The organism is Lysobacter sp. P5_B12 (genome assembly GCF_056400425.1).
On sequence record NZ_JBFULG010000001.1, the window covers coordinates 77,397 to 102,197 of the forward strand.

16 protein-coding genes are annotated in these 24,801 nt (G+C 67.9%); 6 read left to right on the forward strand and 10 right to left on the reverse strand.

Going from position 1 to position 24,801, the window contains the following annotated elements; genetic code table 11:
* Positions 1-33: 33 nt before the first annotated feature.
* From AC1DOM_RS00365 to AC1DOM_RS00390, 6 genes are read right to left on the reverse strand one after another with little or no spacing between them, the layout of a single operon-like run.
* The gene (locus AC1DOM_RS00365; protein WP_498959249.1) at positions 34-1,956 is read right to left on the reverse strand and encodes a phospholipase D family protein; all 1,923 of its coding nucleotides are present in this window, start codon (positions 1,954-1,956) and stop codon (positions 34-36) included.
* Complete coding sequence (locus tag AC1DOM_RS00370) at positions 1,953-2,531, reverse strand: YceI family protein (protein WP_498959250.1); 579 nt, start codon at positions 2,529-2,531, stop codon at positions 1,953-1,955. Before AC1DOM_RS00370 ends, AC1DOM_RS00365 begins: the two co-directional genes overlap by 4 nt.
* A 10-nt stretch (positions 2,532-2,541) precedes the next feature.
* Positions 2,542-3,018 (reverse strand): SixA phosphatase family protein, encoded by a 477-nt coding sequence (locus AC1DOM_RS00375; RefSeq protein ID WP_498959251.1) that lies wholly within the window; start codon positions 3,016-3,018, stop codon positions 2,542-2,544.
* A gap of 59 nt (positions 3,019-3,077) precedes the next feature.
* Complete coding sequence (locus tag AC1DOM_RS00380) at positions 3,078-3,707, reverse strand: nucleotide-binding protein (RefSeq protein WP_498959252.1); 630 nt, start codon at positions 3,705-3,707, stop codon at positions 3,078-3,080.
* A gap of 33 nt (positions 3,708-3,740) precedes the next feature.
* Positions 3,741-6,650, reverse strand: coding sequence for an ATP-binding protein (locus AC1DOM_RS00385; protein WP_498959253.1), 2,910 nt, complete (start codon positions 6,648-6,650; stop codon positions 3,741-3,743).
* Positions 6,651-6,659: 9 nt separating this feature from the next.
* A complete protein-coding gene (locus AC1DOM_RS00390) occupies positions 6,660-7,853 on the reverse strand; it encodes an EAL domain-containing response regulator (protein WP_498959254.1) in 1,194 nt (397 codons plus the stop codon).
* A 128-nt stretch (positions 7,854-7,981) separates the two neighbouring features.
* Between AC1DOM_RS00390 and AC1DOM_RS00395 the strand changes: the two genes are divergently transcribed.
* Positions 7,982-11,647 carry an indolepyruvate ferredoxin oxidoreductase family protein gene (locus tag AC1DOM_RS00395; protein ID WP_498959255.1) on the forward strand — a complete coding sequence of 1,222 codons (3,666 nt, stop codon included), beginning with the start codon at positions 7,982-7,984 and terminating at the stop codon, positions 11,645-11,647.
* Positions 11,648-11,716: 69 nt separating this feature from the next.
* Here the strand turns inward: AC1DOM_RS00395 and AC1DOM_RS00400 are convergent, their stop codons facing one another.
* Complete coding sequence (locus AC1DOM_RS00400; protein WP_498959256.1) at positions 11,717-13,642, reverse strand: M61 family metallopeptidase; 1,926 nt, start codon at positions 13,640-13,642, stop codon at positions 11,717-11,719.
* Positions 13,643-13,828: 186 nt separating this feature from the next.
* Between AC1DOM_RS00400 and AC1DOM_RS00405 the strand changes: the two genes are divergently transcribed.
* On the forward strand, positions 13,829-14,185 hold the full coding sequence (locus AC1DOM_RS00405; protein WP_498959257.1) for an I78 family peptidase inhibitor: 357 nt from the start codon (positions 13,829-13,831) through the stop codon (positions 14,183-14,185).
* A gap of 6 nt (positions 14,186-14,191) precedes the next feature.
* On the opposite strand, the gene AC1DOM_RS00410 is transcribed toward AC1DOM_RS00405, so the two are convergent.
* From AC1DOM_RS00410 to AC1DOM_RS00420, 3 genes are all read right to left on the reverse strand, one after another.
* A complete protein-coding gene (locus AC1DOM_RS00410) occupies positions 14,192-14,356 on the reverse strand; it encodes a hypothetical protein (protein WP_498959258.1) in 165 nt (54 codons plus the stop codon).
* Positions 14,357-14,414: 58 nt separating this feature from the next.
* Complete coding sequence (locus AC1DOM_RS00415; RefSeq protein WP_498959259.1) at positions 14,415-16,817, reverse strand: S9 family peptidase; 2,403 nt, start codon at positions 16,815-16,817, stop codon at positions 14,415-14,417.
* A 97-nt stretch (positions 16,818-16,914) separates the two neighbouring features.
* Positions 16,915-18,450, reverse strand: coding sequence for an FAD-dependent oxidoreductase (locus AC1DOM_RS00420; protein WP_498959260.1), 1,536 nt, complete (start codon positions 18,448-18,450; stop codon positions 16,915-16,917).
* A gap of 177 nt (positions 18,451-18,627) precedes the next feature.
* Between AC1DOM_RS00420 and AC1DOM_RS00425 the strand changes: the two genes are divergently transcribed.
* The 4 genes from AC1DOM_RS00425 (at position 18,628) to AC1DOM_RS00440 (ending at position 24,670) form a co-directional block, all read left to right on the forward strand.
* A complete protein-coding gene (locus tag AC1DOM_RS00425; RefSeq protein ID WP_498959261.1) occupies positions 18,628-20,019 on the forward strand; it encodes a cytochrome ubiquinol oxidase subunit I in 1,392 nt (463 codons plus the stop codon).
* Positions 20,019-21,026 carry a cytochrome d ubiquinol oxidase subunit II gene (gene cydB, locus AC1DOM_RS00430; RefSeq protein ID WP_498959262.1) on the forward strand — a complete coding sequence of 336 codons (1,008 nt, stop codon included), beginning with the start codon at positions 20,019-20,021 and terminating at the stop codon, positions 21,024-21,026. Before AC1DOM_RS00425 ends, cydB begins: the two co-directional genes overlap by 1 nt.
* An 85-nt stretch (positions 21,027-21,111) precedes the next feature.
* A complete protein-coding gene (locus tag AC1DOM_RS00435; RefSeq protein ID WP_498959263.1) occupies positions 21,112-21,381 on the forward strand; it encodes a YcgL domain-containing protein in 270 nt (89 codons plus the stop codon).
* Positions 21,374-24,670 (forward strand): ankyrin repeat domain-containing protein, encoded by a 3,297-nt coding sequence (locus AC1DOM_RS00440; RefSeq protein ID WP_498959264.1) that lies wholly within the window; start codon positions 21,374-21,376, stop codon positions 24,668-24,670. The genes AC1DOM_RS00435 and AC1DOM_RS00440 overlap by 8 nt, the downstream gene beginning before the upstream one ends.
* Positions 24,671-24,801: the final 131 nt, after the last annotated feature.

Consider the following 24,801-nt stretch of genomic DNA (forward strand, 5'->3'; position numbering starts at 1 on the left):
AATCGGCCTTGCTCGGCGCTTGTCCGCCGATGCCTACAAGATCGGTGCCAAGCCCGCGCCGAAGGCCGTGAAGATGCGGGTCGACAAGCCCTTCAGGCCGAGGCTGACTTCGGGGAAATCGCCGACGGGCGTATAGCAACGGCGGAAATCCGGATCGTCGCGCGCCAAGGGTGCGGGGCATTCGGGGCCCGGCACGAAGTCGTAGCTCGTCGCGTAGCGCCAGGGCCACAGGTCGAAGATCGGCAGTTCCTCGGACACCTTGTCCAGCGAGTAATCGATGCCGGGGAGCACCGGCGATTTGTCGCGCGGTGCGATGACCCAGGCGTTCTCCGGCTGCATGTCGCCTCGGATGCTCGCCGCCAGCGCATGCGCGAACGCCGGATCCTCGATCACCACCATGCTCTCGGTGTTGTAGGTATCGCCGCGCGGGTCGAAGTTGTGCGTGCCGACCACGGCGATCCGCTCGTCGACCACGATCGATTTCGCATGCAAGCCGATGCGCACGCCGGCGCGCTGCAGCGGCACGGGCCCGTTCGCACCACCGCCGCCGCTGCCGAAATAGCGCGTCGCCACGCCTTCGCCCTGCTGTTGCGGCGGTTGTTTCTTCCGCCGTTCCTCTTCTTCGGCGCCGGCCAGCAGCTCTGCGCGCTTGGCTTCTTCCTCGGCACCGGCGGCGATCGCCTGCAGGTCGATGGGCGAGGAGCCCGGGAACGGCTTGAACTCGTGGATGTGGAAACCGAACTCGCGCAGGTAGCGGCGTTTGTACTTGTAGGACAGGGCGTAGACGATGAACGCGTCGGTGGACGCCAGGCTGTTGGTCGAAATCGTCACGCGCGGCGCCGACGCACGCGCATGCATGCCGCGGAACATCTGCTGCGCTTCCTTCGACAGCACCAGGTAGGGGGTTTGCAGCAGCACTTCGGAGTTCGCCGATTCGACGATGTCGCGCAGGCGCTGCCCCGCATTTTCGGCGGTGTCGTTTTCGCCCCGGTGTTTCTCCGGCACGTCGGCGATGAAGTGGACCTGCGCGACGGGCATCGCCGCGCCGGCCAGCGTCCCGATGCGCGTGATATCCGCGGCATCGTTCGACAGCTGTGTCACCCGTTCGGGTGCGGCGAACGCGGCGTGCTCCAACGGGGGCGCGCCTTCGCGCAGGAGCAGGCGGGCGACGTCGTCGAGCCGCTCGGCCGGCACGCTCATCGGCGAGGTCCAGAACGTCTCGAAGTTCGCCTGCATCTGCCCCGCCACGGGTCCGGCGACGAGGACGTCGCGGTCGCGGAAGTCGTATTCGGGACTCCAGTCGTAGTAATCGTCCTGGTAGTTGCGCCCGCCGGTGATCCCCACCGCGTCGTCGATCAACAGCAACTTGCTGTGCATGCGCTGGTTCAACCGATCCCAGCAACAGATCGAGGCCAGCAGGTACTTCGGGTAGTTCAGGCGCGAGTCGTTGAACATCGGGTTGTAGACGCGCAGGTCGAAGTTCGCGTGCGCCGAGGACAGCGCGGCGAGCGTCGAGGCCTTCTTCAACGCCGAAAGTTGGTCGACGAGCACGCGGACGCGCACGCCGCGGCGCGCGGCGGCCATCAATTCGTCGAGCACCAGGCGGCCGCTGTCGTCCTCGTCGAAGATGTAGGTCTGCAGGTCGATCGAGTGGCGCGCCGCGCGGATCAGGTTCACGCGCGCGAGCAGCGCATCGGGGCCGCGGTCGAGCAGGAGGGCGAAGTGGCGCGGTGCATCGGGCGTGGATTCGGCCAACGCGCGATCGCCCAGGTCGCGCAGCGCGGACGGTGCGGCACACGCATCGGCGGGGCGCGGGCACACGACGACGCGATCCCGCGCATCGAACGCGACGCCCTGCGCGCGATCGGCCTTGCCGGTGGGCATCGACGCGCAGCCGCTCGCCAGCGCGAGCGCGCCGACGAGTGCCAGCAGTCGAGCCAAACGTGCCGGCGTCATTGCGCCCCGATGTCGCGAAGCCGGACACGCAGCGAGAAGCGCACTTCATCGCGCATCGCCATGTTCCAGCCGTCGAGGTCGTAGTCGCTGCGACGCACCGCGCCCTTGGCGACGATGTCGCATCCGCGCCCCGGGTCGTGGCAGCCCTGCGGGGCGAGGACGAAACGCTCGCGCCGCTCGATGCCGTGCATGCGCAAGCGTCCGCGCAATTCGCCGCCGGCCTGCAGCAGACCGAGTGGATAGGGATCGGAAAGGAAGGTCACGTCGGGAAAGCGTTCGGCGTCGAAGAAGCGCGGGCCACGCGCAAAACGCCCGTAACGGGGATGGTCGAGGATATCGAGGGTGCGCGTCGACAGCTTCAGGCGCACCTGGCGCCGGCCATCGGGCAACTCCGTCACATCGCCCTCGCTGTCGGGAAACACGCCCAACAGCGTCTGGCCCCAGCGGGTTTGCAGCGAGAACTCGAACTTCGACTGCGCAGGCTCGACGACCGAAATCACGCCCACGGGCGCAGCCGCGGCCGCCATGCCGATGCCGACTCCCGCCAGCAACAGCGTGGCGATCCAGGCGCGCATCTTCAGCCCGTCACGGCCACCAGAACGCGGACAGGCGCGCCGCACCCGGTTCGAGCGCGGCGTCCTTCGGCAGGGTGAGCACGGCGATGCCCGCCGGCGGCATGCCGCGATAGTCGCCGGACTGGCCGCTGTGCATCAGCGCGGCGAGTTGTTCGAAGCCCGGGTTGTGGCCGACGAGCAGGAGGCGATCGACGTCCTTGTGGCCGTCGGCGAGTTCCATCAGGGCGCCGGGCGTGGCTTCGTAGATCGACGGTTCGAGGCGCTGGTCGACATAGCCGACCGCGGCGAGGACCGCTTCGAGCGTTTCGCGCGTGCGCCGCGAAGGCGAACACAGCACGCGATCGGGCACGAGCTGGTGCTCGCGCATCCAGCGGCCGGCGGCTTCGGCTTCGGCGAGGCCTTCGGGCGACAGCGGGCGATCGAGGTCGGCCTGTCCCGTGCTGGCGGGTTCGGCGTGGGCGTGGCGCAGCAGGATGAGTTCTCGCATAAGGCGTCGAGCTTAGCCGACGGCCGGGGCGAGTTGGGGTGAAGTTTTCGTCAGGCGCATCAGACGCGCCTGATCCACTTCAGCAACGGGTCCCAATCGGCCTGGTGCTCGCGCACCTGCTGGGAGTGGTAATCGAAGAGGCTGCGGCCGAGCCCGGCCATCAGGACGTAGGCCTGCGTGTCGCGCAGCTCGGCCACCAGCGGGTAGGGCCACTGGCGCAACGCGTCCATGAATTGCTGGCTCGCATTGGTCCACGGGCGCAGGCGGTTGCCGACCAGGCCCACCGGCAACTTCCCCTTGCGGACGCGCGGGTGCTTGGCGAGCGTGTCGAGGAAGGGCACGGTGGCTTCGATGTCGATCATCGAGGGCAGCACCGGCACCACCACCGCGTCGGCGACATCGAGGAAATGCGCGAGCTCGGCGCCATGCGCACCGGCGGCGGCATCCACCACCACGCGCTGTGCATCGTTCGGCAGGTGCTTGTCCCAGTCGCGGCGCGTGCCGTCGATCGGCAACACCGCGTGTTCCATCAACGCGCGTTTTTCCGCCCAGTGCCGCGACGAGCCCTGGCGATCGGCGTCGACGAGCACCGTGCGTTTTCCATCGACCGCGAAATGCGCAGCGAGGTTGGTGGACAACGTGGTCTTGCCCACGCCGCCCTTGGAACTGGCCACGAGCACCGTCTTCATCCCGACCCCCGGCTGCAACTGGAATGGCTGAGCCTACACGGGGCGGGGCCAGCGTGCTTCGGCCCAGAGGGCAAGACGGTGGACGGCGGTGGCCAGGTCGGCGGCCAGCGCCGGGACGGCGGCGGCTTCCTGCGCCCGGCCGGCGGTTTCCAGCGCTTCGGCGGCGTGGCCCAGTTCGCCGGCCCCGATGCTGCGCGCGGCGCCCTTGATCTTGTGGGCCTCGCGGGTCACGCCGGGGAGGTCGCCGGCCGTGCGCGCGGCCTGCAGCGTGGCCAGGTCGGCGTGGGTGCTGGCGAGGAAGTCGTCGAGCAGCGCGCGCGTTTCCACCGCATCGCCATGGACGAGGCCGGAGAGCACCTGCGCGTCGATCGGCGGCGGACGCTCGGCCTGCGGGAGCATCGCGGCCAGGTCCACCGTCATCGCGGGCGTCGCCTGCGTGTGCGGCAACCAGCGCGCGAGCATCGTGGCGAGGGACGGAATGCCGACCGGCTTGGCGAGGTAATCGTCCATGCCGGCGGCCAGGCAGCGCTCGGCTTCGCCCTTCAGCGCCGAAGCGGTGAGTGCGATGACGGGCGTGTGCGCACGATGGTCGCGCGCTTCCTCTTCGCGGATCGCGCGCGTGAGTTGGTAGCCGTCCAGCCGCGGCATGTGCACGTCGGTGAGCACGAGGGCATAGCGACCGGTGCGCCAGCGAGCCAGGCCCTGCTCGCCGTCTTCCGCCGATTCGCTCGCATACCCGGCGAGTGCGAGCTGGCGCGCGATGACCGCGCGATTGGTCGGATGATCGTCGACCAGCAGCACGAGGCTATGTTCGGCCTGCGCCTGCGCGAGCGTCGGCAGCTTGCGCGGCGCGAGTTTCGCCGTCGCCGGTTGCGCCGATTCGGTCGGCACCTCCGCTTCGGGCGCGTGCGGCAGCACGAGGTCGAAGTGCATCGTGGTGCCCTGCCCCGGCGCGCTGTCCATCGTGACCTTCCCGCCCATCAACTCGGCGAGGCGGCGCGAGATCGCGAGCCCCAGCCCGGTGCCGCCGAAGCGCCGCGTCGTATCGGCGTCGACCTGCGAGAAGGGCTGGAACAAACGCGCCTGCTGCTCCTCCGACACGCCGATGCCCGTGTCGGTGACGCGGATGCGCAATCGATCGCCGCCCAGCGCACCGGCGCCGGGCGCGGATTCCCGCCATTCCAGCGCCGCTTCCACGCGCCCGCTTTCGGTGAACTTGATCGCGTTGGACAGGAAGTTCGCGAGGATCTGTCGCACGCGTAGTCCATCGGCGCGATAGGCCGGCGCGACGCGATCGTCGATCGTGCACGACAAGGCGAGCCCCTTGCTCGAGGCAGAGCCGGTGAAATTCGCGACCGTCATGCGCACCACGCGGCGCAGGTCGACGGGCGACGGCGCCAGTTCCAGCCGACCCGCTTCGATCTTCGAGAAATCGAGGATGTCGCCGATGATCTGCAACAGCGATTCGGCCGACGACTGGATGACATTGAGCGCCCGCCGCTGATCGCCGTCCAGTTGCGTGTGCGCGAGGATCTCGACCATGCCCGTGACGCCCACCATCGGCGTACGGATCTCGTGGCTCATCGCCGCGAGGAAGGCGCTCTTGGCGAGGTTGGCTTCCTGCGCGCGCGCTTCGCTTTCGCGCAGCGCTTCTTCCAGGCGCTTGCGTTCGGTGAGGTCGGTGGCCACCGCGATCAGTCCGCCGGGGCGGCCGGCTTCGTCCTTGAACGAGGCCAACGCGAGCACCACCGGCACCAGGCGGCCGTCGCGATGCACGAGCACGGCTTCGTGCGGCGGGCGATCGAGCTCGGCGAGCAGGTACATCGCGCGCCAGTCGGCCGGCACTTCGGTGCTGCGCTGGCGCCCGAGCGCTGCGACGATGCGTTCGACTTCCGAAGGCGGCACCAACATCGGCGAGTCGTCGGGCTGGGGTGCGCTGCCGTAACGCGGCACGCGCCCGATGATCTCGCTCGCTTCCCAGCCCAGCAGCCGTTCGGCGAAGGGATTGAACATGATCCAGCGCCCGTGCCCGTCCATCGCGAGGATCGCGACCTGCGCGGCGTTGAGCAGCGAACGCTGGAATTCGCCGCGGCGTTCGAGCTCCGCGCGCACGCCCTCGTTCACCGCGAGTTGGCCGGTGAGATCGGATTCGTAGCGCATCACGTCGCGGCGCATGTCGACGAAGGCGTCCATCACATCGCCCAGTTCGCCGCGCGGGCGGAACGCGGGCATCGGCTCGTCGGGGTTGTGCTTGCGCATGTCGCGCGCGAGCTGCGTCAGCGCTTCCACGCCCTTGTAGGCATTGCGCAGGATATGACGCGCCAGCAACCCGGCCAGCAGCAGCGCGACGAGCGACAGGCCGATGCGCAAACGGCTCGCGCGTTTCCCGCGTTCGATTTCCGCGCGCACCATGCGCTCGGAATTGAGCATCGCCAGGTTCGACAGGGCTTCCATGCGCGTGGTCACCGGGTCGATGGCCGGATACAGCTCGGTGTCGGCGAAATGGCCCAGCGCCTTGATGTCGCGCCGCACGAGGATGCCCCGCAAGGTGGCCATCGCCGCGTGTGCGCGCGTGCGTGCGTGGCTCACCTGTTCGAACAGGACCTGCTGCTCCCCGCTGCGCGGCATGGTCTTCAACGCGACCCAACTGCGGTCGATCTTGTCCTGCGCCGCGTCGAGCGTCTGGACGCCCTTCTCCCAGGTCATCAGGTTGTTGCGGACGCGGAAGGTCGTGTCGACCACGTCCAGTCCGTAACCATCGGACACCGCTTTGAGTGCGCGCAGGCGTCGCAGCGAGTTGTCGCGCATCTGCTCCAGCGAGGTGCGCGTGTCCATCTGGAGCATTTCGTCGATGACCAGCACCGTGGCGCCGGCGAACAGCAGCAGACCGAACAGCCCCCACAACTGGTGGCGCATCCCCAGCGAGAACGAGCGCAGGCGCATGGCGCGACCTCAGTCGGGCGCGCGCCAGCGCGACACGCAATCGATCAGGTCCTCGGCCACCACCGGCGCGCCGACCAGATACCCCTGCGCGATGCCGCACCCGAGCTCGGCGAGCATCTGCCAGTCCTCGACCGTCTCCACGCCTTCGGCCACCGTTTCCAGCTGCAGCTTGCGCGCCAGGTCCAGGCTCGCTTCGACGACCGCGCGCTTGCGCGGTTGCGAATGCGCGCCGAACACGAAGCCCTGGTCGATCTTCAATTCGGTGAACGGCACCTGCGATAGCTGCGAGAGCGACGAATACCCGGTGCCGAAGTCGTCGATCGACAGGCCGAATCCCTTGAGCCGCAGGCGCGCGAGCACGCCCAGTCCGCGCGCAGCGTCGGCCATCAGCAGGCTTTCGGTGATTTCCAGGATGACTTCGCTCGGCGACAGGCCGTGGTCTTCGACGATCTGCTGGTAGCGGTCGGCGGCCGATTGGTCGTGCAGGGTCGCGGGCGAAACGTTGACCGACAGATTCAGGCGCAGGCCGTCGTCCTGCCAGCGGCGTTTCCACGCGCAGGCCTGTTCGAGGATCGCGTCGGTGAGGTCGGCGGCCAGGCCGTCGGATTCGAGCAGGCCGACGAAGTGATGCGGGCGGATCACCTGCCCGTCGCCGCGCTCCCAGCGCGCGAGCGCTTCGACGCCGACGATCTTGCCGTTGGCGAATTCGGCCTGCGGCTGGAACCACGGGACGATTTCGCCCTGGTTGAGGCCGCGCCGCAGCTCGGCCAGGTCGATGAAGACCGATTCGTCGACCGGGTTGGATTGCAGGCGCTCTTCATAACGCGTGAGCACGGCTTCGAGTTTCTCGACGCTCAGCGGCTTCTCGATGCTCCCGAGCACGTGAAGGCCATAGGCGCGCGCCATCATCTGCACGGTGTTGAGCAGCGCCGGATCCAGCGCACTGACCAGCGCCACGCCGCGCGCCAGCCGCCGCTGCGCAACGTGGCCGATGAACTCGATGCCGTCCATGCCGGGCATGTCCAGGTCGACGAGCACGACGTCGGGCGGCATGCCGCCGTTTTCGAGCAGCGACAGCGCCGCCACGCCGTCGGCCGCTTCCTGCACCYGCCCGATGCCCAGTTCAGCCAGCAGCCGCAGCGCCAGCCGGCGCTGGAACCCGTGGTCTTCCACCACCATGACCCGCAGCGCGGCCAAGCTCATCGGGACGTCCCCCGGAAGGTGCAACGCATCCTGCGTGCGCCCCCGTATCGAACGCGTCGGGGGGGCAGGGGCGGCCGCAGGAACCGCCGCTGCTACAATCCCGCGTCTTTTTCCCCGGTTTTGCCGCGATGACCAGCACCGCCGAGCTCTCTTCCCCCGCGTCGGCCAACACCGCGCTGACCAACAGTGTCCTCGATGGCGATTACACGCTCGACGACAAATACACGCGCCAATCAGGGCGCATCTATCTGTCCGGCGTGCAGGCGCTCGTCCGCCTGCCGTTGATGCAGAAGCTGCGCGACGAAGCAGCCGGGCTCAACACCGCCGGCTTCGTCAGCGGCTACCGCGGTTCGCCGCTCGGTGGCTTCGACCTCGAACTGTGGCGCGCGCGCAAACACCTGGAAGCCAAGCAGGTGAAGTTCATCCCGGGCCTCAACGAGGACCTCGGCGCGACGATGGTGTGGGCCACGCAGCAGACCAACCTGTTCCCCGGCGCGAAAGTCGAGGGCGTGTTCGGCATGTGGTACGGCAAGGGCCCGGGCGTCGACCGCACGGGCGACGTGTTCAAGCACGCCAATGCCGCGGGCACCGCGCCGAAGGGCGGCGTGCTCGCGCTCGCGGCCGACGATCACGCGTGCCGTTCTTCGACGCTGCCGCACGGCTCGGAACAGGAGTTCGTCAGCGCGATGATGCCGGTGCTCAATCCGGCGGGCGTGCAGGACATCCTCGACCTGGGCCTGATCGGTTGGGCGATGTCGCGTTACACGGGCCGTTGGGTCGGCTTCAAGACGATCGCCGAAACGGTGGAGTCCTCGGCGTCGGTCGATGTCGATCCGCTCGCGCTGAAGATCCTGCTGCCGGAAGATTTCGACATCCCGCGCGGCGGCCTGAACATCCGTTGGCCCGATCCGCCGATGGACCAGGAGATGCGCCTGCACCAGTACGCGGTGAAGGCCGCGCAGGCCTTCGCACGCGCGAACGGGATCGATCGCATCGTCATCGATTCGCCGAACGCGCGCCTGGGCATCATCACCACGGGCAAGTCCTACCTCGACGTGCTGCAGGCGCTGGAATACCTCGACCTCGACGCGCGCGCCTGCGCCGACCTCGGCATCCGCGTGTACAAGGTCGCGATGACCTGGCCGCTGGAACCCGTGGGCCTGCGCAACTTCGCGCGTGGTCTGCAGGACATCCTCGTCGTCGAGGAAAAGCACGCCTTCATCGAAAGCCAGATGAAGGAGTCGATGTACAACTGGACGGGCGAGCGCCCGTCGGTCGTCGGCAAGTACGACGAAGCCGGCGAATGGATCCTCCCTTCGACGGGCGAACTCACGCCGGCGCGCATCGCGCGCGTGATCGCCAGCCGCATCCGCAAATTCCACGACAGCGAACACATCCGCGACGTCATGCGCTGGATGGAAGGCAAGGAATCCGAACTCGCCCTGCCCCGCGCCGCATTCCCGCGCGTGCCGCATTACTGCTCGGGTTGCCCGCACAACACCTCGACCGTCGTGCCGGAAGGCTCCCGCGCGCTCGGCGGCATCGGCTGCCATTACATGGTCACGTGGATGGACCGCCGCACCGACACCTTCACGCACATGGGCGGCGAAGGCGTGACGTGGGCGGGCCAGGCTTCCTTCACCGACACCGAGCACGTGTTCCAGAACCTCGGCGACGGCACGTACTTCCATTCGGGCTCGCTCGCGATCCGCCAGTCGATCGCGGCGAAGGTGAACATCACCTACAAGATCCTCTACAACGACGCGGTCGCGATGACCGGCGGCCAGCCGGTCGACGGCACGCTGAGCGTGCCGCAGATCGCGCACCAGGTGCGCAGCGAAGGCGTGCAGACGATCGTCGTGCTTTCCGACGACATCGCAAAGTGGAGCGATCCGGCGATCTTCCCGGTCGGCGTTGAATTCTTCGACCGCACTGAACTGGACAATGTCCAGAAGCGCCTGCGCGAAACGGCCGGCACCACGGTGCTGATCTACGACCAGACCTGCGCGACCGAAAAGCGCCGCCGCCGCAAGCGCGGCAAGATGGTCGATCCGGCCAAGCGCGTGATGATCAACTCGCTGGTCTGCGAAGGCTGCGGCGATTGCGGCAAGAAATCCTTCTGCGTGTCCGTGCTGCCGAAGGAAACCGAATTCGGCCGCAAGCGCGACATCGACCAGAGCAATTGCAACAAGGACTTCTCCTGCGTCAACGGCTTCTGCCCGAGCTTCGTCACAGTGCATGGCGGTTCGTTGCGCAAGAAGAAAGGCTCCGGTTCCGCCGATCGCCTGTCGAACCTGCCGATGCCGGCGCTGCCCGCGCTCGACCAGCCCTGGAACATCCTGATCACCGGCGTCGGCGGCACGGGCGTGGTGACCATCGGTGCGTTGCTCGGCATGGCCGGCCATCTCGAAGGCAAGGGCGCAAGCGTGCTCGACCAGACGGGTCTTGCGCAGAAGGGCGGCGCGGTGACCACGCACATCCGCATCGCGCGTTCGCCGGCCGACATCCACGCCGTGCGCATCGCCGCGGGCGAAGCCGACCTCGTGCTCGGTTGCGACATGGTGGTGGTCAACGACTACTGGCCGCTGTCGAAGATCCGCAGCGGCCGCACGCAGGTCGTGCTCAACAGCTACGAAGCGATGCCGGGCACGTTCACCACGCGCCCCGACATGCAGTTCCCCGCGCAGGACATCGTCGCGGCGATCAAGCTCGCGCTCGGCGGCAACGATCCGCACGTGGTCGATGCCACGCAGCTCGCCACCGCGCTGATGGGCGATGCGATCGCGGCCAACCTGTTCATCCTCGGCTACGCATGGCAGCGCGCACTGGTGCCGGTGTCGTTCGATGCGCTGATGCGCGCGGTCGAGCTCAACGGCGCGGCGATCGAGATGAACAAGACGGCGTTCGCCTGGGGTCGCCTTGCGGCGATCGACTTGCCGGCGGTGCTTGAAGCCGCGGGCATCGCGCGTTCGATTCCCTCGCAGGACACCTTGCACGAACTGCCGGTCCTCTCGCCGGGCGAATGGGAAGGCCACGAGTGGGGTGCGAATGTCGCACCGAAGCCGGTCGCGATCGAAGACGAGTCGCGCCACCTGCCCGCGCACGGCAGCGACGCTGCGTTCGCGCCGCTCGACGACACGCGCCTGTCGCGTTCGCTCGACGAAGTCGTCGCGCGTCGCGTGGCGTTCCTCACGCAATATCAGAACGCCGGCTACGCCAAGCGCTACGGCGACCTCGTCGCAAAGGTCCGCGCCGCCGAACAGCAGCGCGCGCCGGGCAGCTCCGATTTGAGCGAGGCCGTCGCACGCTATGCGTTCAAGCTGATGGCCTACAAGGACGAATACGAAGTCGCGCGCCTGTACACCAGTGGCGATTTCAAGGCGCGCGTGGCGCAGCAGTTCGAAGGCGACTACAAGCTGGTCTTCCATCTCGCCCCGCCGCTGCTGGCGAAGAAGGATGCCGAAGGCCGCCTGCTCAAGCGCGAATACGGCGCCTGGATGTACACCGCGTTCCAGCTGACGGCGAAGTTGCGCTTCCTGCGCGGCACCGCGTTCGACGTGTTCGGTTACACGGCCGAGCGCAAGATGGAGCGTCGTTTGATCGCCGAGTATTTCTCGACGGTTGCGATGCTGGTCGACGGCTTGAACGACGGCAACGTGGCGCTGGCGACGGAAATCGCGTCGGTGCCCGAACACATCCGCGGCTATGGCCACGTCAAGGATGCGCACCTGCACGATGCGAAGGCGCGCGAAGCGGGCTTGCTGGCGAAGTGGAAGAACCCGTCGGCCGCCTGATCCGGGGCATGAAAGAGGCATGAAAAAAGCCGCCCTTCGCAGGGCGGCTTTTTTGTTTGCGCGCGTGGCTTACTTCTTCGGCGCGTAAATCGCCGACAGGCGATCGGGCTTGCCTTCGATGCGCTCAAGGTGCGGGTAGCGCAAGCCGTCGTAGTACGGCAGCTGGATCGTGCGATACAGGTCGAACTCCTTCACCAGCAGTTCGATCGGCTTGTGGTCCTTCTTCGCCGCCGTGATCGCATCTTCGAGCACGTCGCCGGCGTACTGCTTGCCGTTGACCGCCACCGCCGTCATGCCGGGGCCCATGCCCGCCTTGAACGCAGGGCTGTCCCAGCGGACGCTGGAAATCGCGCCGTCGCCGCCGATCGAGAGGCCGAGCGAATACACGAAATCGGCGCCGCCACGGCCGTATTCGGCCGCTGCAGCCTTCGCGTAGGCATTGGGCTTGTCCTTGAACACGAGCTTCCAGCCCGAGGCTTCGATGCCGCCGGTGAGCGGTACCTTGCCATCGAGGCGATCGTGCAGGAACTTGCCCCAGTCGTCGGCCACCAGGCCGTTGAGCGTGGCCGCGACGTCTTCGAACGTATAGGTGTTGACGCTGAAGTCGCCGTCGTTCATGCCGAAGAACTTCCTGGCGAAGTCGTCGAGCGAGATCTTGTTGTTCGACTTCTCGCGCAGGCGCGAATCCACTTCGAGCCAGATCATCTGGCCGCCGGAGTAGTAGTCCTCGCTCAACTGCCAGCTGGAGTAGGCCTTCGACGTGCGCTTGGCGATGATCGGGTCGTTGGTCGTGTCCTGCAGCGCGCGCCACGACAGGCCGGCGCGGTTTTCGGCGTAGGTGGCGGCGACCAGGGCGAGCGCGTCCTTCGCGGTTTCGAAGTTGCGCAGGCCGGCGCGCGCGGTGATCACGTTGCCCCAGTACTGCGTCTGCCCTTCGTACACCCACAGCAGGCTGCCCTGCATCGGCGTGTTGAAGGTCGGCGTGGTGAGGTCGGCGCCACGGCGATATTTGCCGTCCCACGAGTGGTTGTACTCGTGCGCGAGCAGGTCGCTGCTGCCGGACTTCGGATCCCACGAAGTGAAGTACTTCACGCCGACGCCGTTCTCGCTGGAACGGTGGTGTTCCAGGCCGATGCCCGACATCTGGCCGCTGAGCGCGAACAGGAAGTCGTAATGGTCGTAGTGCTCGGCGCCGTACAACTTGCGCATCTGCTGCACGAGGCGGCGGTGCGCTTCGAGATGGTCGGGCTTGGCTTCCAGGTACTTCGCATCGTCGGCGACGACGTTCAGGCGGACCGGCTTGCCGACGCCGTTGGAGAGATCGAAGGTTTTGAAGTAACGGCCCGCATACATCGGCGAGTCGACGAGCGTGTCGAAGTCGACCGGCTTGTAGGTGACGACGTCACCGGAGCGGCCCTGCAATTCCAGCGCGGTGGCGGCCTGCCAACCGGCGGGCAGCTTCACGCTCGGCGCGAAGGTGATCGCGCTCGCCGCATAGCCGGCCGGGTACAGCGCAACCGTATTCCACTGCAGGTTGAGCATGTTCGGCGTCATGACCACGCGGCCCTGCTCGCGATCGGTCGGCGAGATGAACTGGAACGCCACATCCAGGTTGGTCGCGCCCTGCGGCACGTTCACCTTGAACGCATACACATCCAGCGGGTCGCGCTTCCATTCGATCTTCTGCCCGTTGGCCGAAATCTCCAGGCCCGCGACCTTGTCGACGCGGCCGTAATCGGCGTGGTTGCCCGGCAGCCACTTCGGGAACAACAGCGTCACTTCGCCGGCCTGCACCGGGATGCGCTGCTTCACGTTGAAAACGCGCTGCGAAAGATTGGTGGCGTCGACTTCGAGCGCGATCGTGCCCGGATACGCAGTGGTGCTGGCGGCGTAGACCGGCGCCTGCGGCGAAGACTGTGCGATGGACGTGGAGGAAACGGCGAGCGCGGGCAGCGCGAGCGCCAAGGCGAGGGCGAGCAGCGTGGGACGAGGCATGCGGTGTCCTGGAAGCGCAACGGATGGGATGGGTACAAACATCCCATCGTGCAAATTCGGCGCACGTCCGCCCCCTGCCATTCGGCATGGTCGGACGGAAAACTCCCGCATTCCCGGCGATGCCTTGTCGCTCACGGCCCCCGGGCGTAGGGTTCGGCGCCATCCCCCATGGACAGGAGTCCGCCCGTGAAGACCTCGCTCGTGAACGTCCGTTTCGCCCTCGCCGCCTGCGCGCTGCTCGCCCTGTCCGCGTGCACGTCGGCGCCTCCCTCCGAATCGGCGTCGTCGGACACCACGGTTCCGCCCGCCGCGGCGACCACCACGCCGCCGATGCTCGCCGATTCGTGCAAGGCCGATGGCGCGCAGCAATTCGTGGGCAAGACGGCGACGCCGGAGATCGTCGAACAGGCGCGCGTCGCCTCGGGTGCGAAGACCGCACGCGTGCTCACGCCCGACCAGGTGATCACGATGGAATACCGCGGCGATCGACTGAACGTGCGCGTGAGCGCCGACAACGTGATCGGCAGCGTGGGCTGCGGCTAAGCGAACTCAGTCTTCTTCGGGCTCGGGCGCCGCCAGGCTCGGCGGTTCCCAATCCTCGAGTTCGAAGTCCTTCGGCGTGCCGAGTTCTTTCCGGTCGTCCAGGCGCGGCTGGTTCTGCCAGTAGCGGTTGTCGGCAATCTTCTCGATGCTGCGGTGCGGTTGCTTGTGCATGGCAACCCCTGGCGGTGGAACAGGCGTGCAGCCTGTCACCGCCAGTGTTGCAACCCTGTCAACGCTGGGGCTGCAGGGTGCGGTCGAACAGCTCGAGGATGCGGCGGTACTCGTCGTACCAGCTGTCGGGGTGCGTGAAGCCGTGGCGCTCCAAGGGGTACGGCGCCAGTTCCCACTTGTCCTTGCGCAATTCGATGAGCTTCTGCGTCATCACGACCGAATCGCGGAAGAACACGTTGTCGTCGATCATGCCGTGCGCGATCAGCAGGTTGTCCTGCAGCCCGGCGGCGTACTCGATCGGCGAAGAGACCTTGTAAGCCTCCGGGTCGAGCTCGGGCGTGTTGAGGATGTTCGACGTGTATTCGTGGTTGTACTGCGACCAGTCGGTCACCGGGCGCAGCGCAGCGCCGGCCTTGAAGGTGCCGGGCTTCTTGAACAGCGCCATGAAGGTCATGAAGCCGCCGTAGCTGCCGCCGTAGATGCCCACGCGTTCGCGATCGCCCTGCTTGTTGGCGACCAGCCAGTCCAGGCCGTCGAGGTAATCCTCGAGTTCCGGCGTGCCCATGCGGCGATAGATGTCGGTGCGCCACTTGCGGCCGTAGCCTTCGGACGCGCGGTAATCCAGGTCGAGCACGAGATAACCGCGGTCGACGAGCAGGTCATGGAACATCTGCTCGCGGAAGTAGTTCGGATAGCGCGCGCTGACGTTCTGCAGGTAACCGGCGCCGTGCACGAACATCACGATCGGATAGTGCTTGCCCGGCTCGAGCTGCTTCGGCCCGTAGTACTTGCCCCAGATCGTGCCCGCGCCATGCTTCGAAGGCACCTGCACGTATTCGGGCATGACCCACGTGCGCGCCTTGAACTGCGGCGTGCGCGTGTCGGTGAGTTCGGTCGCGCCATCGCCGTTGCGGTTCACCACGGCCAGTTGCGGCGGCACGTAGCTTTGCGAATGGCGCACGAGCAACTTCGATTCGTCGGGCGAAACCACGTAATCCTCGACGCCGTCGAGCGCGGTCACTTCGCGCACCGTTCCACCCTTGCGGTCGACTTCGCAGACTTCGTAATCGCCCGGCCACTTGCGATTGCACAGGAACAGGAAGCGGCTGCCATCCTTCGACAATTGCGGCTGCGAGGCTTCCCAGTTGCCCGACGTGATCTCGCGCGGCGCACCACCGTTCTCGCTCACGTACAGATGCGCGTAACCGCTTTCTTCCGAAAGGAACCACAATGCGCCATCGGGCGCGAACCCGAAATCGTTGAAGCCCCAGTTGATCCACGCCGGATCGGTGAGGCGATGGCGCGGCTGCAGTTTTGCATTCGCCAGGTCGATCGATGCGAGCCAGCGATCCTTGTTGTCGATCGCGCGCACCATCACCGCGGCCTGGTGGCCATCGGCGGTCCAGTGGATCGCCGGTGCGCCGGCGTTGTCGCCCGAAGTCAGCACCTGCACGTCGCGATTGCCCTTCAGCGCGTCCTTGCCCGCGGCCTTGCGCAGCGCGGCCAGCGGATCGACGGCGATGCCCGGCAGTGCATCGAACTTCACTTCGCGCACCGAGCCATCGCCGACCTTCACCAACCACAAACGCTGCGGCACCGGCGCATTGCGGCCGACGCGCGTGCGCACGTCCTCGAATTCCTCGTAACCCGATTCGGTCACGTACTTCGGCATCTTGCCTTCGGTGCCGACGTCCGCGCCCTTCGCGGTGGTGATCACGAGCAGCCAGTTGCCGTCGGGCGAAAGCGCGCTGTCGGCGATCTCGACGTCCGCGCCGAGGTAAGCCGGCACCGGCGCACGCGTCGGATCGGCCAGGCGCCAAGCCTTGTCCTGCGCACGCGCGGCATCGCGCTGCGCGCGATCGTTGCGGAGCGTGTCGATCAAACGCAGCTGGCGATCGCGCAGGTCGTCTGCGGTGGGCTTGGTATCGGGCGACTTCTCCGCCACCGGCACCGCGGCCTGGCGCACACCGCCGGATGCCGTCCAGCGATACCAGTCGTTGCCCACGCGCCACGACAGGCCGCCATCGCTGCCCCATTGCGGCTGCGCTTCATCGTCGTTGCTGCGCGTGAGCTGCTGCAACGCACCGCTGCGCAAGTCGCGCACGAAGACATCGCCGTTGCGCACGTAGGCCATGCGCGTGCGCTGCGTGTCGTAGACCGGTTGCTCGGCATCGGCGTCCGCGCGCGCGGCGCCGTCGAGCATCGCAGCCGCACCACCGGCGATCGGCTGCACCCAGGTGTCGCGGATCGTCGCACCCGTGCGCTTGCGCTGCGTGTACGCGCGCTGCCCATCCCACGACCACCAGGCCGCCTCGATCGGCGCACCGATCCAGTCCGGATCGGCCATCGCCTGCGCCAGGGTGATCGGTGCGTTCGCATTCGGCGCGGGCGCGGCCGTGTTCTGTGCGAAAGCAGCGGGTGCAAGGAGGAGCAGCGCGAGGGACGCGGAGATGGGGCGCATGGGGTGGTCACGGCGAAACGGAAGCGCGCAGGTTAACAGCCCCGGATTCACCGGCCGGGGGTCATTGGTCATGCGGAAAACGCTGCCGGGGGAAGGCTCACATCCGGACGGCGGGGCGATCGGTCGCCAGTGCGCTCGGCACCGGCGTGGTGACCGGTGCAAGCCCATGCGCGGCCGGCCCGTTGAGGCAACTGCCATCGCGTGCATCGAAGCGCGAGCCGTGGCACGGGCAGTCCCAACTCCGCTCCGCGTCGTTCCAGTGCACCACGCAGCCCAGGTGCGGGCATTTGGCCGAATGCAGGTGCAAGGTGTTGGTGTCGTCGCGGAAGGCGGCGACCTTGTGCAGCCCGTACCGCAGGACCGCGCCCTCGCCGGCGGGGAGTTCTTCGAGCCCTTCGATTTCGCCCGCGCTGACCCAGTCGGTGTAATACGGGACGAAGTTCAGCGTTTCGCGCACGAAGGTGTCGGCCGCGCGCAAGGTGCGTCGATCCGGCGCGTACAACGCACGCCACGGCGAATCGCCATCGACGATCAGGTCGGCGACGATCAGCCCCGCCAACGTGCCGTGCGTGAGTCCGTTGCCCGAGTCGCCGGTCGCCACGTACACGTTGTCGGCGCGTCCCGGGTTATGGCCGAGGAAACCCAGTCCGTCGATCGGTTCGATCACCTGCCCCGACCATCGATAACCGACGTCGAGCGCCATCGGGAAATGGCTGCGCGCCCAGGATTCGAGCACTTCGTAATGCCCTTGCGTGGCATCGTCCTGGCCGGTCTTGCGATCTTCGCCGCCGACGAGCAACCAAGTGCCGTTGCGCGCCGGCGCGATCCGCACGTAGTGGTAAGGCTCCTGCGTGTCCCACAGCAATGCATCGGGCAAGGTGCCGGGGTCCACGCGCAAGGCAACCACGTAGGTGCGATACGCGGCCTGCTTGGCGTGGATCGCGACGCGATCGTTGAAGGGGACGTTCGCGGCGACGACGAGGTGTTCGCATTGCACGCGCGCGCCGTTGTCGGTGGTCGCGCCGGCATTGGCGCCCCCATCGACTTGCACGACATGCGAATGGGTGTGGATGCGGCCGCCCATGCGCACGATCGCGCGCGCAAGCCCGGTGGTGTAAGCGAGCGCATCGAAACGCGCCTGGCGCGGGAAGCACAGCGCCGGACCAAAACCTTCGAACCCCCCGGGTGCGGCATGCAGGTATTGGACATCGAGTCCGGCGCGACGTGCGGCCGCGTATTCGCGATCCAGGACATCGGCCCGCGGATCGTCGGCGCCGCGCACGAGATAGCCGTCCACGCGCGCGAAGTCGCAATCGATACCCTCTGCCTCGCAGATGTGTTCGATCGTGTCGATCGCGGCGCCATGGCTCTGTGCGGCCAGTCGTGCGCCGTTTTCGCCATGCAGGTGCTCCAGCGCGAAGTAGCGATCGTCGAGCGCATCGCACAGATGGCCCGTGGTGCGCGCGGTCTGTCCGCCATGCAGATCGTGTTCTTCGAGGACGACGACATCGTGACCTGCGCGTGCCAGGCGCCACGCGGTCGTCAGGCCTGCGATGCCGGCACCGACGATGCAGATCCGTGCATGCGCATCGGCAGTCAAGGGTGCGAAGACGGGCGCATCGTGCATCGCCATCCACAGCGAGCGGCTCGGTCCGTGTTCCTGTAACGCTCCATTTCGCATGGCGCACCCTGCCTTGCGCGTGGTTGCGATTGTGGAACCACGGCGGTGAGCGGCCGGTGATGCAAACGCCGCGCGACAGGCGCAGACTATGCAACGCGGCGCCGCCCCCGTGTGCCGCGGAGGCACTGCGTGGATGCCCTGCTCCTCTCGCGGATCCAGTTCGGGTTCGTGATCTCGTTCCACATCCTCTTTCCCTCCTTCACCATCGGCCTCGCCAGTTGGCTCGCATTCCTTGAGTGGCGCTGGCTGCGCACGCGCGACGGGATGTGGCTCGCGCTGTACAAGTTCTGGCTGAAGATCTTCGCCGTCAGCTTCGGCATGGGCGTGGTGAGCGGCATCGTGATGAGTTTCCAGTTCGGCACGAACTGGGCGATCCTGAGCGAACGCGCGGGCAACATCCTCGGCCCGCTGCTCTCCTACGAAGTGCTCACTGCCTTCTTCCTGGAGGCCACGTTCCTCGGCGTGATGCTCTTCGGCATCAATCGCGTCAAACCTTCGATGCATTTCTTCGCCACGTGCATGGTCGCGCTGGGCACGCTGATCTCGACGTTCTGGATCATCGCGGCGAACAGCTGGATGCAGACGCCGCAGGGCTACGCGATCGATGCGCAGGGCGTGTTCCAGCCCGTCAGCTGGTGGTCGATCATCTTCAATCCGTCCTTCCCGTATCGCCTCCCGCACATGGTGCTCGCGGCGTTCATCACGACGTGTTTCGTGATCGGCGGCGTCTCGGCGTGGTACCTGCGGCGCGGCGCGCACGTGGAAGAAGCCAAACGCATGCTCAAGCTCGCGATTGCGTTCGCGGCCATTGCGGTCCCGCTGCAGATCCTCGCCGGCGACCAGCACGGCCTGAACGTGCTCGAGCATCAACCGGTCAAGCTCGCCGCGATGGAAGCGCATTGGGAAACACATCCGGGCGGCGTGCCGCTGGTGTTGTTCGCGGTGCCGAATGAAAAGGCCGAGCGCAACGATTACGAAATCGCGATCCCCAAGCTCGGCAGCCTGATCCTCACCCACACGATGGATGGTCAGGTGCAGCCCCTGAAGGCCGTGCCGCCGCAGGATCGCCCGCCGGTGAAGCCGGTGTTCTACGCCTTCCGCGTGATGGTCGGCATCGGCACGTTGATGTTGCTGCTGACGCTCGCGTCCCTGTGGCAATGGCGGCGCGGGCGCCTGTTCGACTCGCCGCTGCTCTTGCGCGGCTGGAATTACATGTTGCCCGCCGGGTTCGTCGCGATGCTCTCGGGCTGGTACGTCGTGGAAATCGGCCGCCAACCCTGGGTGGTGTACGGCGCGCTGCGCACGGCGAATGCCGTGTCGCCGACGCTCGCCGCGGCCAGCGTGTGGACCTCGCTGATGACCTTCGCGGTGGTGTACGCGATCGTGTTCGGTTCGGGCATCTGGTATCTCGCGCGCCTGGTGCGCGTGGGCCCCGGGAAACACGACCCGGCGCCCGATACCGAGGCAGGCGACAAGACGCCCGCGCGCCCGCTGTCGGTCGGCAACAAGGAGGCCGTGTGATGGCGTACTGGCTGCCCGTGGCGTGGTTCGGCGTGATCGGGTTCGGCGTGCTGATGTACGTGTTGCTCGACGGGTTCGTGCTCGGCCTGGGCATCCTGGCGCCCTTCGCCGAGGACGAGCGGCAGCTCGACCACATGATGAACACGGCCGCGCCCATCTGGGACGGCAACGAGACCTGGCTGGTGCTGGGCGGCGCGGGCCTGCTGGCGGCCTTCCCGAAGGCCTATGCGACGGTGCTTTCCGCGCTGTACCTGCCGGTCCTGTTGATGCTGATCGCACTGGTGTTCCGCGGCGTGGCTTTCGAATTCCGCTTCAAGGCGGTGCGCGGCAAACCCTGGTGGGGCGCGGCCTTCGCGCTGGGGTCGATGTTCGCGGCCTTCGCCCAGGGCCTGATCCTCGGCGCGATCGTCGAAGGCATGCCGCTGCAGGAAGGCAAGTACGTCGGCGGTGCGTTCGGCTGGTTCAGCCCGTTCTCGATGCTGACCGGCGTGTCGGTGGTCTTCGGCTACGCGCTGCTCGGTTCGACCTGGCTGATCCTCAAGACCGAAGGGCGCCTGCAGGAAATCGCGCGCACGCTAACGCGTCCGCTGGTACTGGTCGTGATCGCGTTCATGGGCCTGGTGAGCGCATGGCTGCCCTTCCTGGACTCGCGGATCATGGCCCGCTGGTTCGAGGGCGGGAATTTCTGGTGGCTTTCGCCCGTGCCGCTGCTCGCGCTGCTCAACGCGTGGTGGTTGTGGCGCGCGGCGATCCGCGAAGGGCGCGATGCGGCGCCATTCATCCTGGCGTTGTGCTTCTTCGCGCTCGGGTTCGCGGGGCTGGTGCTGGGCTTGTGGCCGAACATCGTGCCGCCCTCGATGACGATCTGGGAGGCCGCGGCGGCACCGTCCTCGCAGATTTTCGTGGGCGTGGGGCTCGTGATCCTGCTGCCGGCGATCCTCGGTTACACGTACTGGTCCTACTCGGTGTTCCGCGGCAAGGTGGCGGCCGACGCGGGCTATCACTGAAATCCGCGTCTTCACAACGCGAATTGCGGGTTCCGTCACAACGTTCTTTCCGACACAATCATCGCGTCCCCCGCCCAAGGCCGCGATGCACGCTTTCGTCTACAAGAGCCTCCGGCAGGCCGACACTTACGTCTACCTGTCCAAGCGCGATGATTTCGCGAGCCTGCCGCCGCCGCTCGCGACCCAGCTCGGCAAGCTGCAGTTCGTCCTCGAAGTCGCGCTGACGCCCGAGCGCAAACTCGCGCTGGCCGATCCCGAAGTCGTGCGCGGCAACCTCGCGGCGCGCGGCTTCCACGTGCAATTCCCGCCGACGATGCTCGATCCGATGACGGAGGACTGGGGCACCGATGCCTGAGTCCACGCGCTCCATCGGCCCGATCATCGGCGCTGCGCTCGCCGGCATCGCGCTCACGCTGTTGCTGGCGCTCGACGCCTGGCCGCTCGCATTGGCCGGCGCGCTCGCGCAGCCTGCGTACGCACTCGCGGTGTCGTGGTGGCGCGGCACGCGCGTTTCGTCGAAGTGGCGGCGCGATGCGCTGGCGCTCGCCGGTACGTGGGTCGCGGGCATCGCGGTCGTGGCCGCGCTGGTCACCTGGCCGCTCGCGGCACTGCGCGAAACCGGAAGTCTGTCCGCGGCGATCGGCCTGAGCGTCGTCGCCGGCGTCGCCTTGTTGCTGCTGTGGCGCACGTGGCCGATGTGGCATGCGCTGGAACGCGAAGGCGGCGCGGTCGCATCGATGTGGCGCAGCCTGTCGGAAGTGGAGATCGGCGCGTGGCGCGGCCTGGGCGTGGCGGCGATCATCGCGTCGATCGCGGGCGCGGTGATTGCGCTCGCATGGCCCGGCCTGGTCGCCGAGTCGGCGCGCTGGCCGATGGCGATCCTGCTTGCGCTGTTCGCGCCCGTGCTGCACCTGGTGCTGCAAAGCCTGCCGGCGCCCTCGCCCTTGCCGATCGAAACGCTGCTCGCGGCGATGGAACCGGACGGCGATGTGGATGTCGCGCAGCCCGAAATCGAAGCCGATCTCGAGACCGCGCTCTACGCCGCGGCCCGCAGCGGGCGCGTGGATCGCGCACTCACGCTGCTCGAATCCGGCGCGAACCCGCACGCCTTGCCGTCCGCCGACGAGCGCGACCAGCGCACGCTGCCGATGCTCGCGGCCATCCTTCCCGACCTGCGCCTGTTGCGCACGCTGATCCAGCACGGCGTCGACGTGAACGCCGCGCACGGCGGCATGGCGCCGCTGCTCGCCGCCACGCGCGATAGCTGGCACGGCCGCCCCGAAGCGGTGATGACGCTGCTCGCCAACGGCGCCGATCCGCGCGTGGCCGACAGCGACGGCAACACGCCGCTGCACCACGCCGCGCGCAGCTCCGATCCCGGCGTCGCCGCGCTCCTGCGCGATGCGGCCGCCGACATCGACGCGATCAACCGCGACGGCATCACGCCGCTCGGCATCGCATGCGCTTCGGGCAACTGGCGCCTGGCGCGCTTCCTGCTCGAACGCGGCGCCAAGCCCGAACTGCCGGGCGCATCGCCCGTGTTGCTCGCCGCCGCGGGCACCGAAGAAGACGATGTCGCCGGCGTGCAGTTGCTCCTGCGCCACAAGGCCAAGCCCGACGCACGCGACGCGCGCGGCCGCAGCGCGCTGCACGAAGCCGCGCGTAGCGGGCACGTGGAGATCGCCGAAACATTGCTCGCCACCGGCGCCGATGCGCATGCGCGCGACAAGGAAGGACGCACGCCGTGGCTCGACGCCGCGCGCGGCGGTCACCTGGAAGTCCTCGAACGCCTGCTGCCGCATCGCCCCGATGTCGCGCTCACCAACGCCGAGGGTCGCGATGCGCTGATGCTCGCGGCCACGTCCGACAACGCGTCGGCCGCGCTGGTGCGCCGCCTGCTCGAACTCGGACTGGATCCCGCGCGTCGCGACAACGACGGCCGCCGCGCCGCCGAACACGCCGCCGCCGCCGGGCGCTGGACGATCGTCGCGGTCCTCGATCCTGCCTATCCGCTGCCTGCGGCGGTCGCCGACGCGGGGGCTTCGTCGACGACGATCGACCGCGCACCGGTGACACTGCTGCGCGATGCGATCCGCGACGGGCGCCTGGAGGACATGCACAGCGTCGTGGGCCTGCTCTCGCCGCGCGAACTGGGCGCGCAGTTGCGCGAGATGCCGATCACCGGCCCGGGCGCGCCGGCGAACGTGGCCTCGCGCATCGATTGGTTGCTGTCGCAGGGCGCCGATGCGGATCAACGCGAAGGCCTGGACGACAACACGATGTTCGCGCTGCTCGCGCAAGGCCCCGTCGCCGCTTCGGCCGTGCAGGCGCTGCTGCGGCGTGCGGTCTCGCCGGCGGGCAGGGGCGGTCTGGCGATCTTCCTCGCCGCCTGCGTGCAGAGCGATCACGCCGGGCGCGGGCTCGAACAACTCGCGGTCGAATTGCTCGAACGCGGTGCCGATGCGTGGGCGCCTTCGCCGGCCGGCGATCCTCCGCTCGCGCTCGCCGTGCGCCTGGGATGGTTGCGCGTGGTCGAACGCGTGGTCGCGCAGGGCGTGGATCTGAACGCGCGCGACTCGCACGGCATGACCGCGCTGCACCTGGCCGCTGCGCTCGGTCGCGAGGCGGCGTTGAAGGCGCTGATCGCACAGGGCGCCGACCCCGACATGCGCGCGGCCGACGGACAGACGCCGCTCGGCGTCGCGTTGTCGTCGGGCCGACGCGATCTCGCCGATTGGCTCGACTGGCGCGGCTGGCCCTTGCCGGGTCGTCCGCTGCAAGCCTCCGACCTGCCGTCGGCGGCGATCGTCGGCGAAGCCGATGCAGTGCGTCGCCTGCTCGACCTCGGCCTGTCGGTCGATGCCACGGATACGCAAGGTTGCACGGCGTTGTTGCGTGCGGCCGGCGGCGGACATCGCGCGGTGGTCGATCTTCTGCTCGCGCGTGGCGCCGATCCGCGTCTCGCCGCACGCTCCGGCGCGACGCCGCTTTCGGCGGCGGTGAGCATGCGCCAGGTCGACATCGTCGAACGCTTGCTCGCCGCGGGCGCGCCCCTCGAACAACGCCTCCCGGGCGATGTCACCGTGTTGATGCTCGCCGCCGCGCTCGGCCTGCCGGATCTGGTCGCGCGCCTGATCACCGCGGGTGCCGACGTGCACGCCGGCGACGCGCAAGGCCTCGCGCCGTTGCATTGCGCCGCGCTTTACGGATTCACCGCGCGCGAACGCCCGCGCCTGGTCGCGTTGCTCGACACGCTGCTGCTCGCCGGCGCCGAAGCCGACCAACCCGCTGCCGGTGGCGTCACGCCGCTGCTGTTGCTGCTCGGCGCGCGCGCCGAACCGGGCACGGCGTGCGACGAAGAAGTCGTCCTTGCGGGCCTGGAACGCCTGCTCGACGAAACCGTCTCGCTCGACGCCCGCGACCCGCGCGGTTTCGGCCCGCTGCATCTGGCCGCGCTGCACGGGCTGCTGCAAATCGTGCAACGCCTGCTTCGCGCCGGCGCCGACCCCGACCTGCGCGACAGCCTCAACCGAAGCGCGCGCGAGATCGCGGTGATGCGTGGTTTCGTCGATGTCGCGGCGGAATTCGTGCCGGCCACGCCGGGCGGTGTTTCGATGGCGCGCTTCCTGCGCGAGCCGCGTTGATTGGGTGATCGCAGGAAAAGACGCTATTGACGGAGCCGTCGACAGGGGGGACCATCCGCCCCGTCGCCTCGAGCGACCAAGGACCCGACGAACCGGTTGAAGTTTGGTCTGCCGCCCCGCAGGGGTTCCAC

Bases quoted from the DNA above. Each gene is read 5' to 3' on its own strand.
- AC1DOM_RS00440 (WP_498959264.1), top strand. From the start codon at position 21,374: ATGCCTGAGTCCACGCGCTCCATCGGCCCGATCATCGGCGCTGCGCTC.
- cydB (WP_498959262.1), top strand. From the start codon at position 20,019: ATGGCGTACTGGCTGCCCGTGGCGTGGTTCGGCGTGATCGGGTTCGGC.
- AC1DOM_RS00410 (WP_498959258.1), bottom strand. From the start codon at position 14,356: ATGCACAAGCAACCGCACCGCAGCATCGAGAAGATTGCCGACAACCGC.
- AC1DOM_RS00380 (WP_498959252.1), bottom strand. From the start codon at position 3,707: ATGAAGACGGTGCTCGTGGCCAGTTCCAAGGGCGGCGTGGGCAAGACC.
- AC1DOM_RS00415 (WP_498959259.1), bottom strand. From the start codon at position 16,817: ATGCGCCCCATCTCCGCGTCCCTCGCGCTGCTCCTCCTTGCACCCGCT.
- AC1DOM_RS00435 (WP_498959263.1), top strand. From the start codon at position 21,112: ATGCACGCTTTCGTCTACAAGAGCCTCCGGCAGGCCGACACTTACGTC.
- AC1DOM_RS00395 (WP_498959255.1), top strand. From the start codon at position 7,982: ATGACCAGCACCGCCGAGCTCTCTTCCCCCGCGTCGGCCAACACCGCG.
- AC1DOM_RS00385 (WP_498959253.1), bottom strand. From the start codon at position 6,650: ATGCGCCTGCGCTCGTTCTCGCTGGGGATGCGCCACCAGTTGTGGGGG.
- AC1DOM_RS00400 (WP_498959256.1), bottom strand. From the start codon at position 13,642: ATGCCTCGTCCCACGCTGCTCGCCCTCGCCTTGGCGCTCGCGCTGCCC.
- AC1DOM_RS00370 (WP_498959250.1), bottom strand. From the start codon at position 2,531: ATGCGCGCCTGGATCGCCACGCTGTTGCTGGCGGGAGTCGGCATCGGC.
- AC1DOM_RS00420 (WP_498959260.1), bottom strand. From the start codon at position 18,450: ATGGCGATGCACGATGCGCCCGTCTTCGCACCCTTGACTGCCGATGCG.
- AC1DOM_RS00365 (WP_498959249.1), bottom strand. From the start codon at position 1,956: ATGACGCCGGCACGTTTGGCTCGACTGCTGGCACTCGTCGGCGCGCTC.
- AC1DOM_RS00375 (WP_498959251.1), bottom strand. From the start codon at position 3,018: ATGCGAGAACTCATCCTGCTGCGCCACGCCCACGCCGAACCCGCCAGC.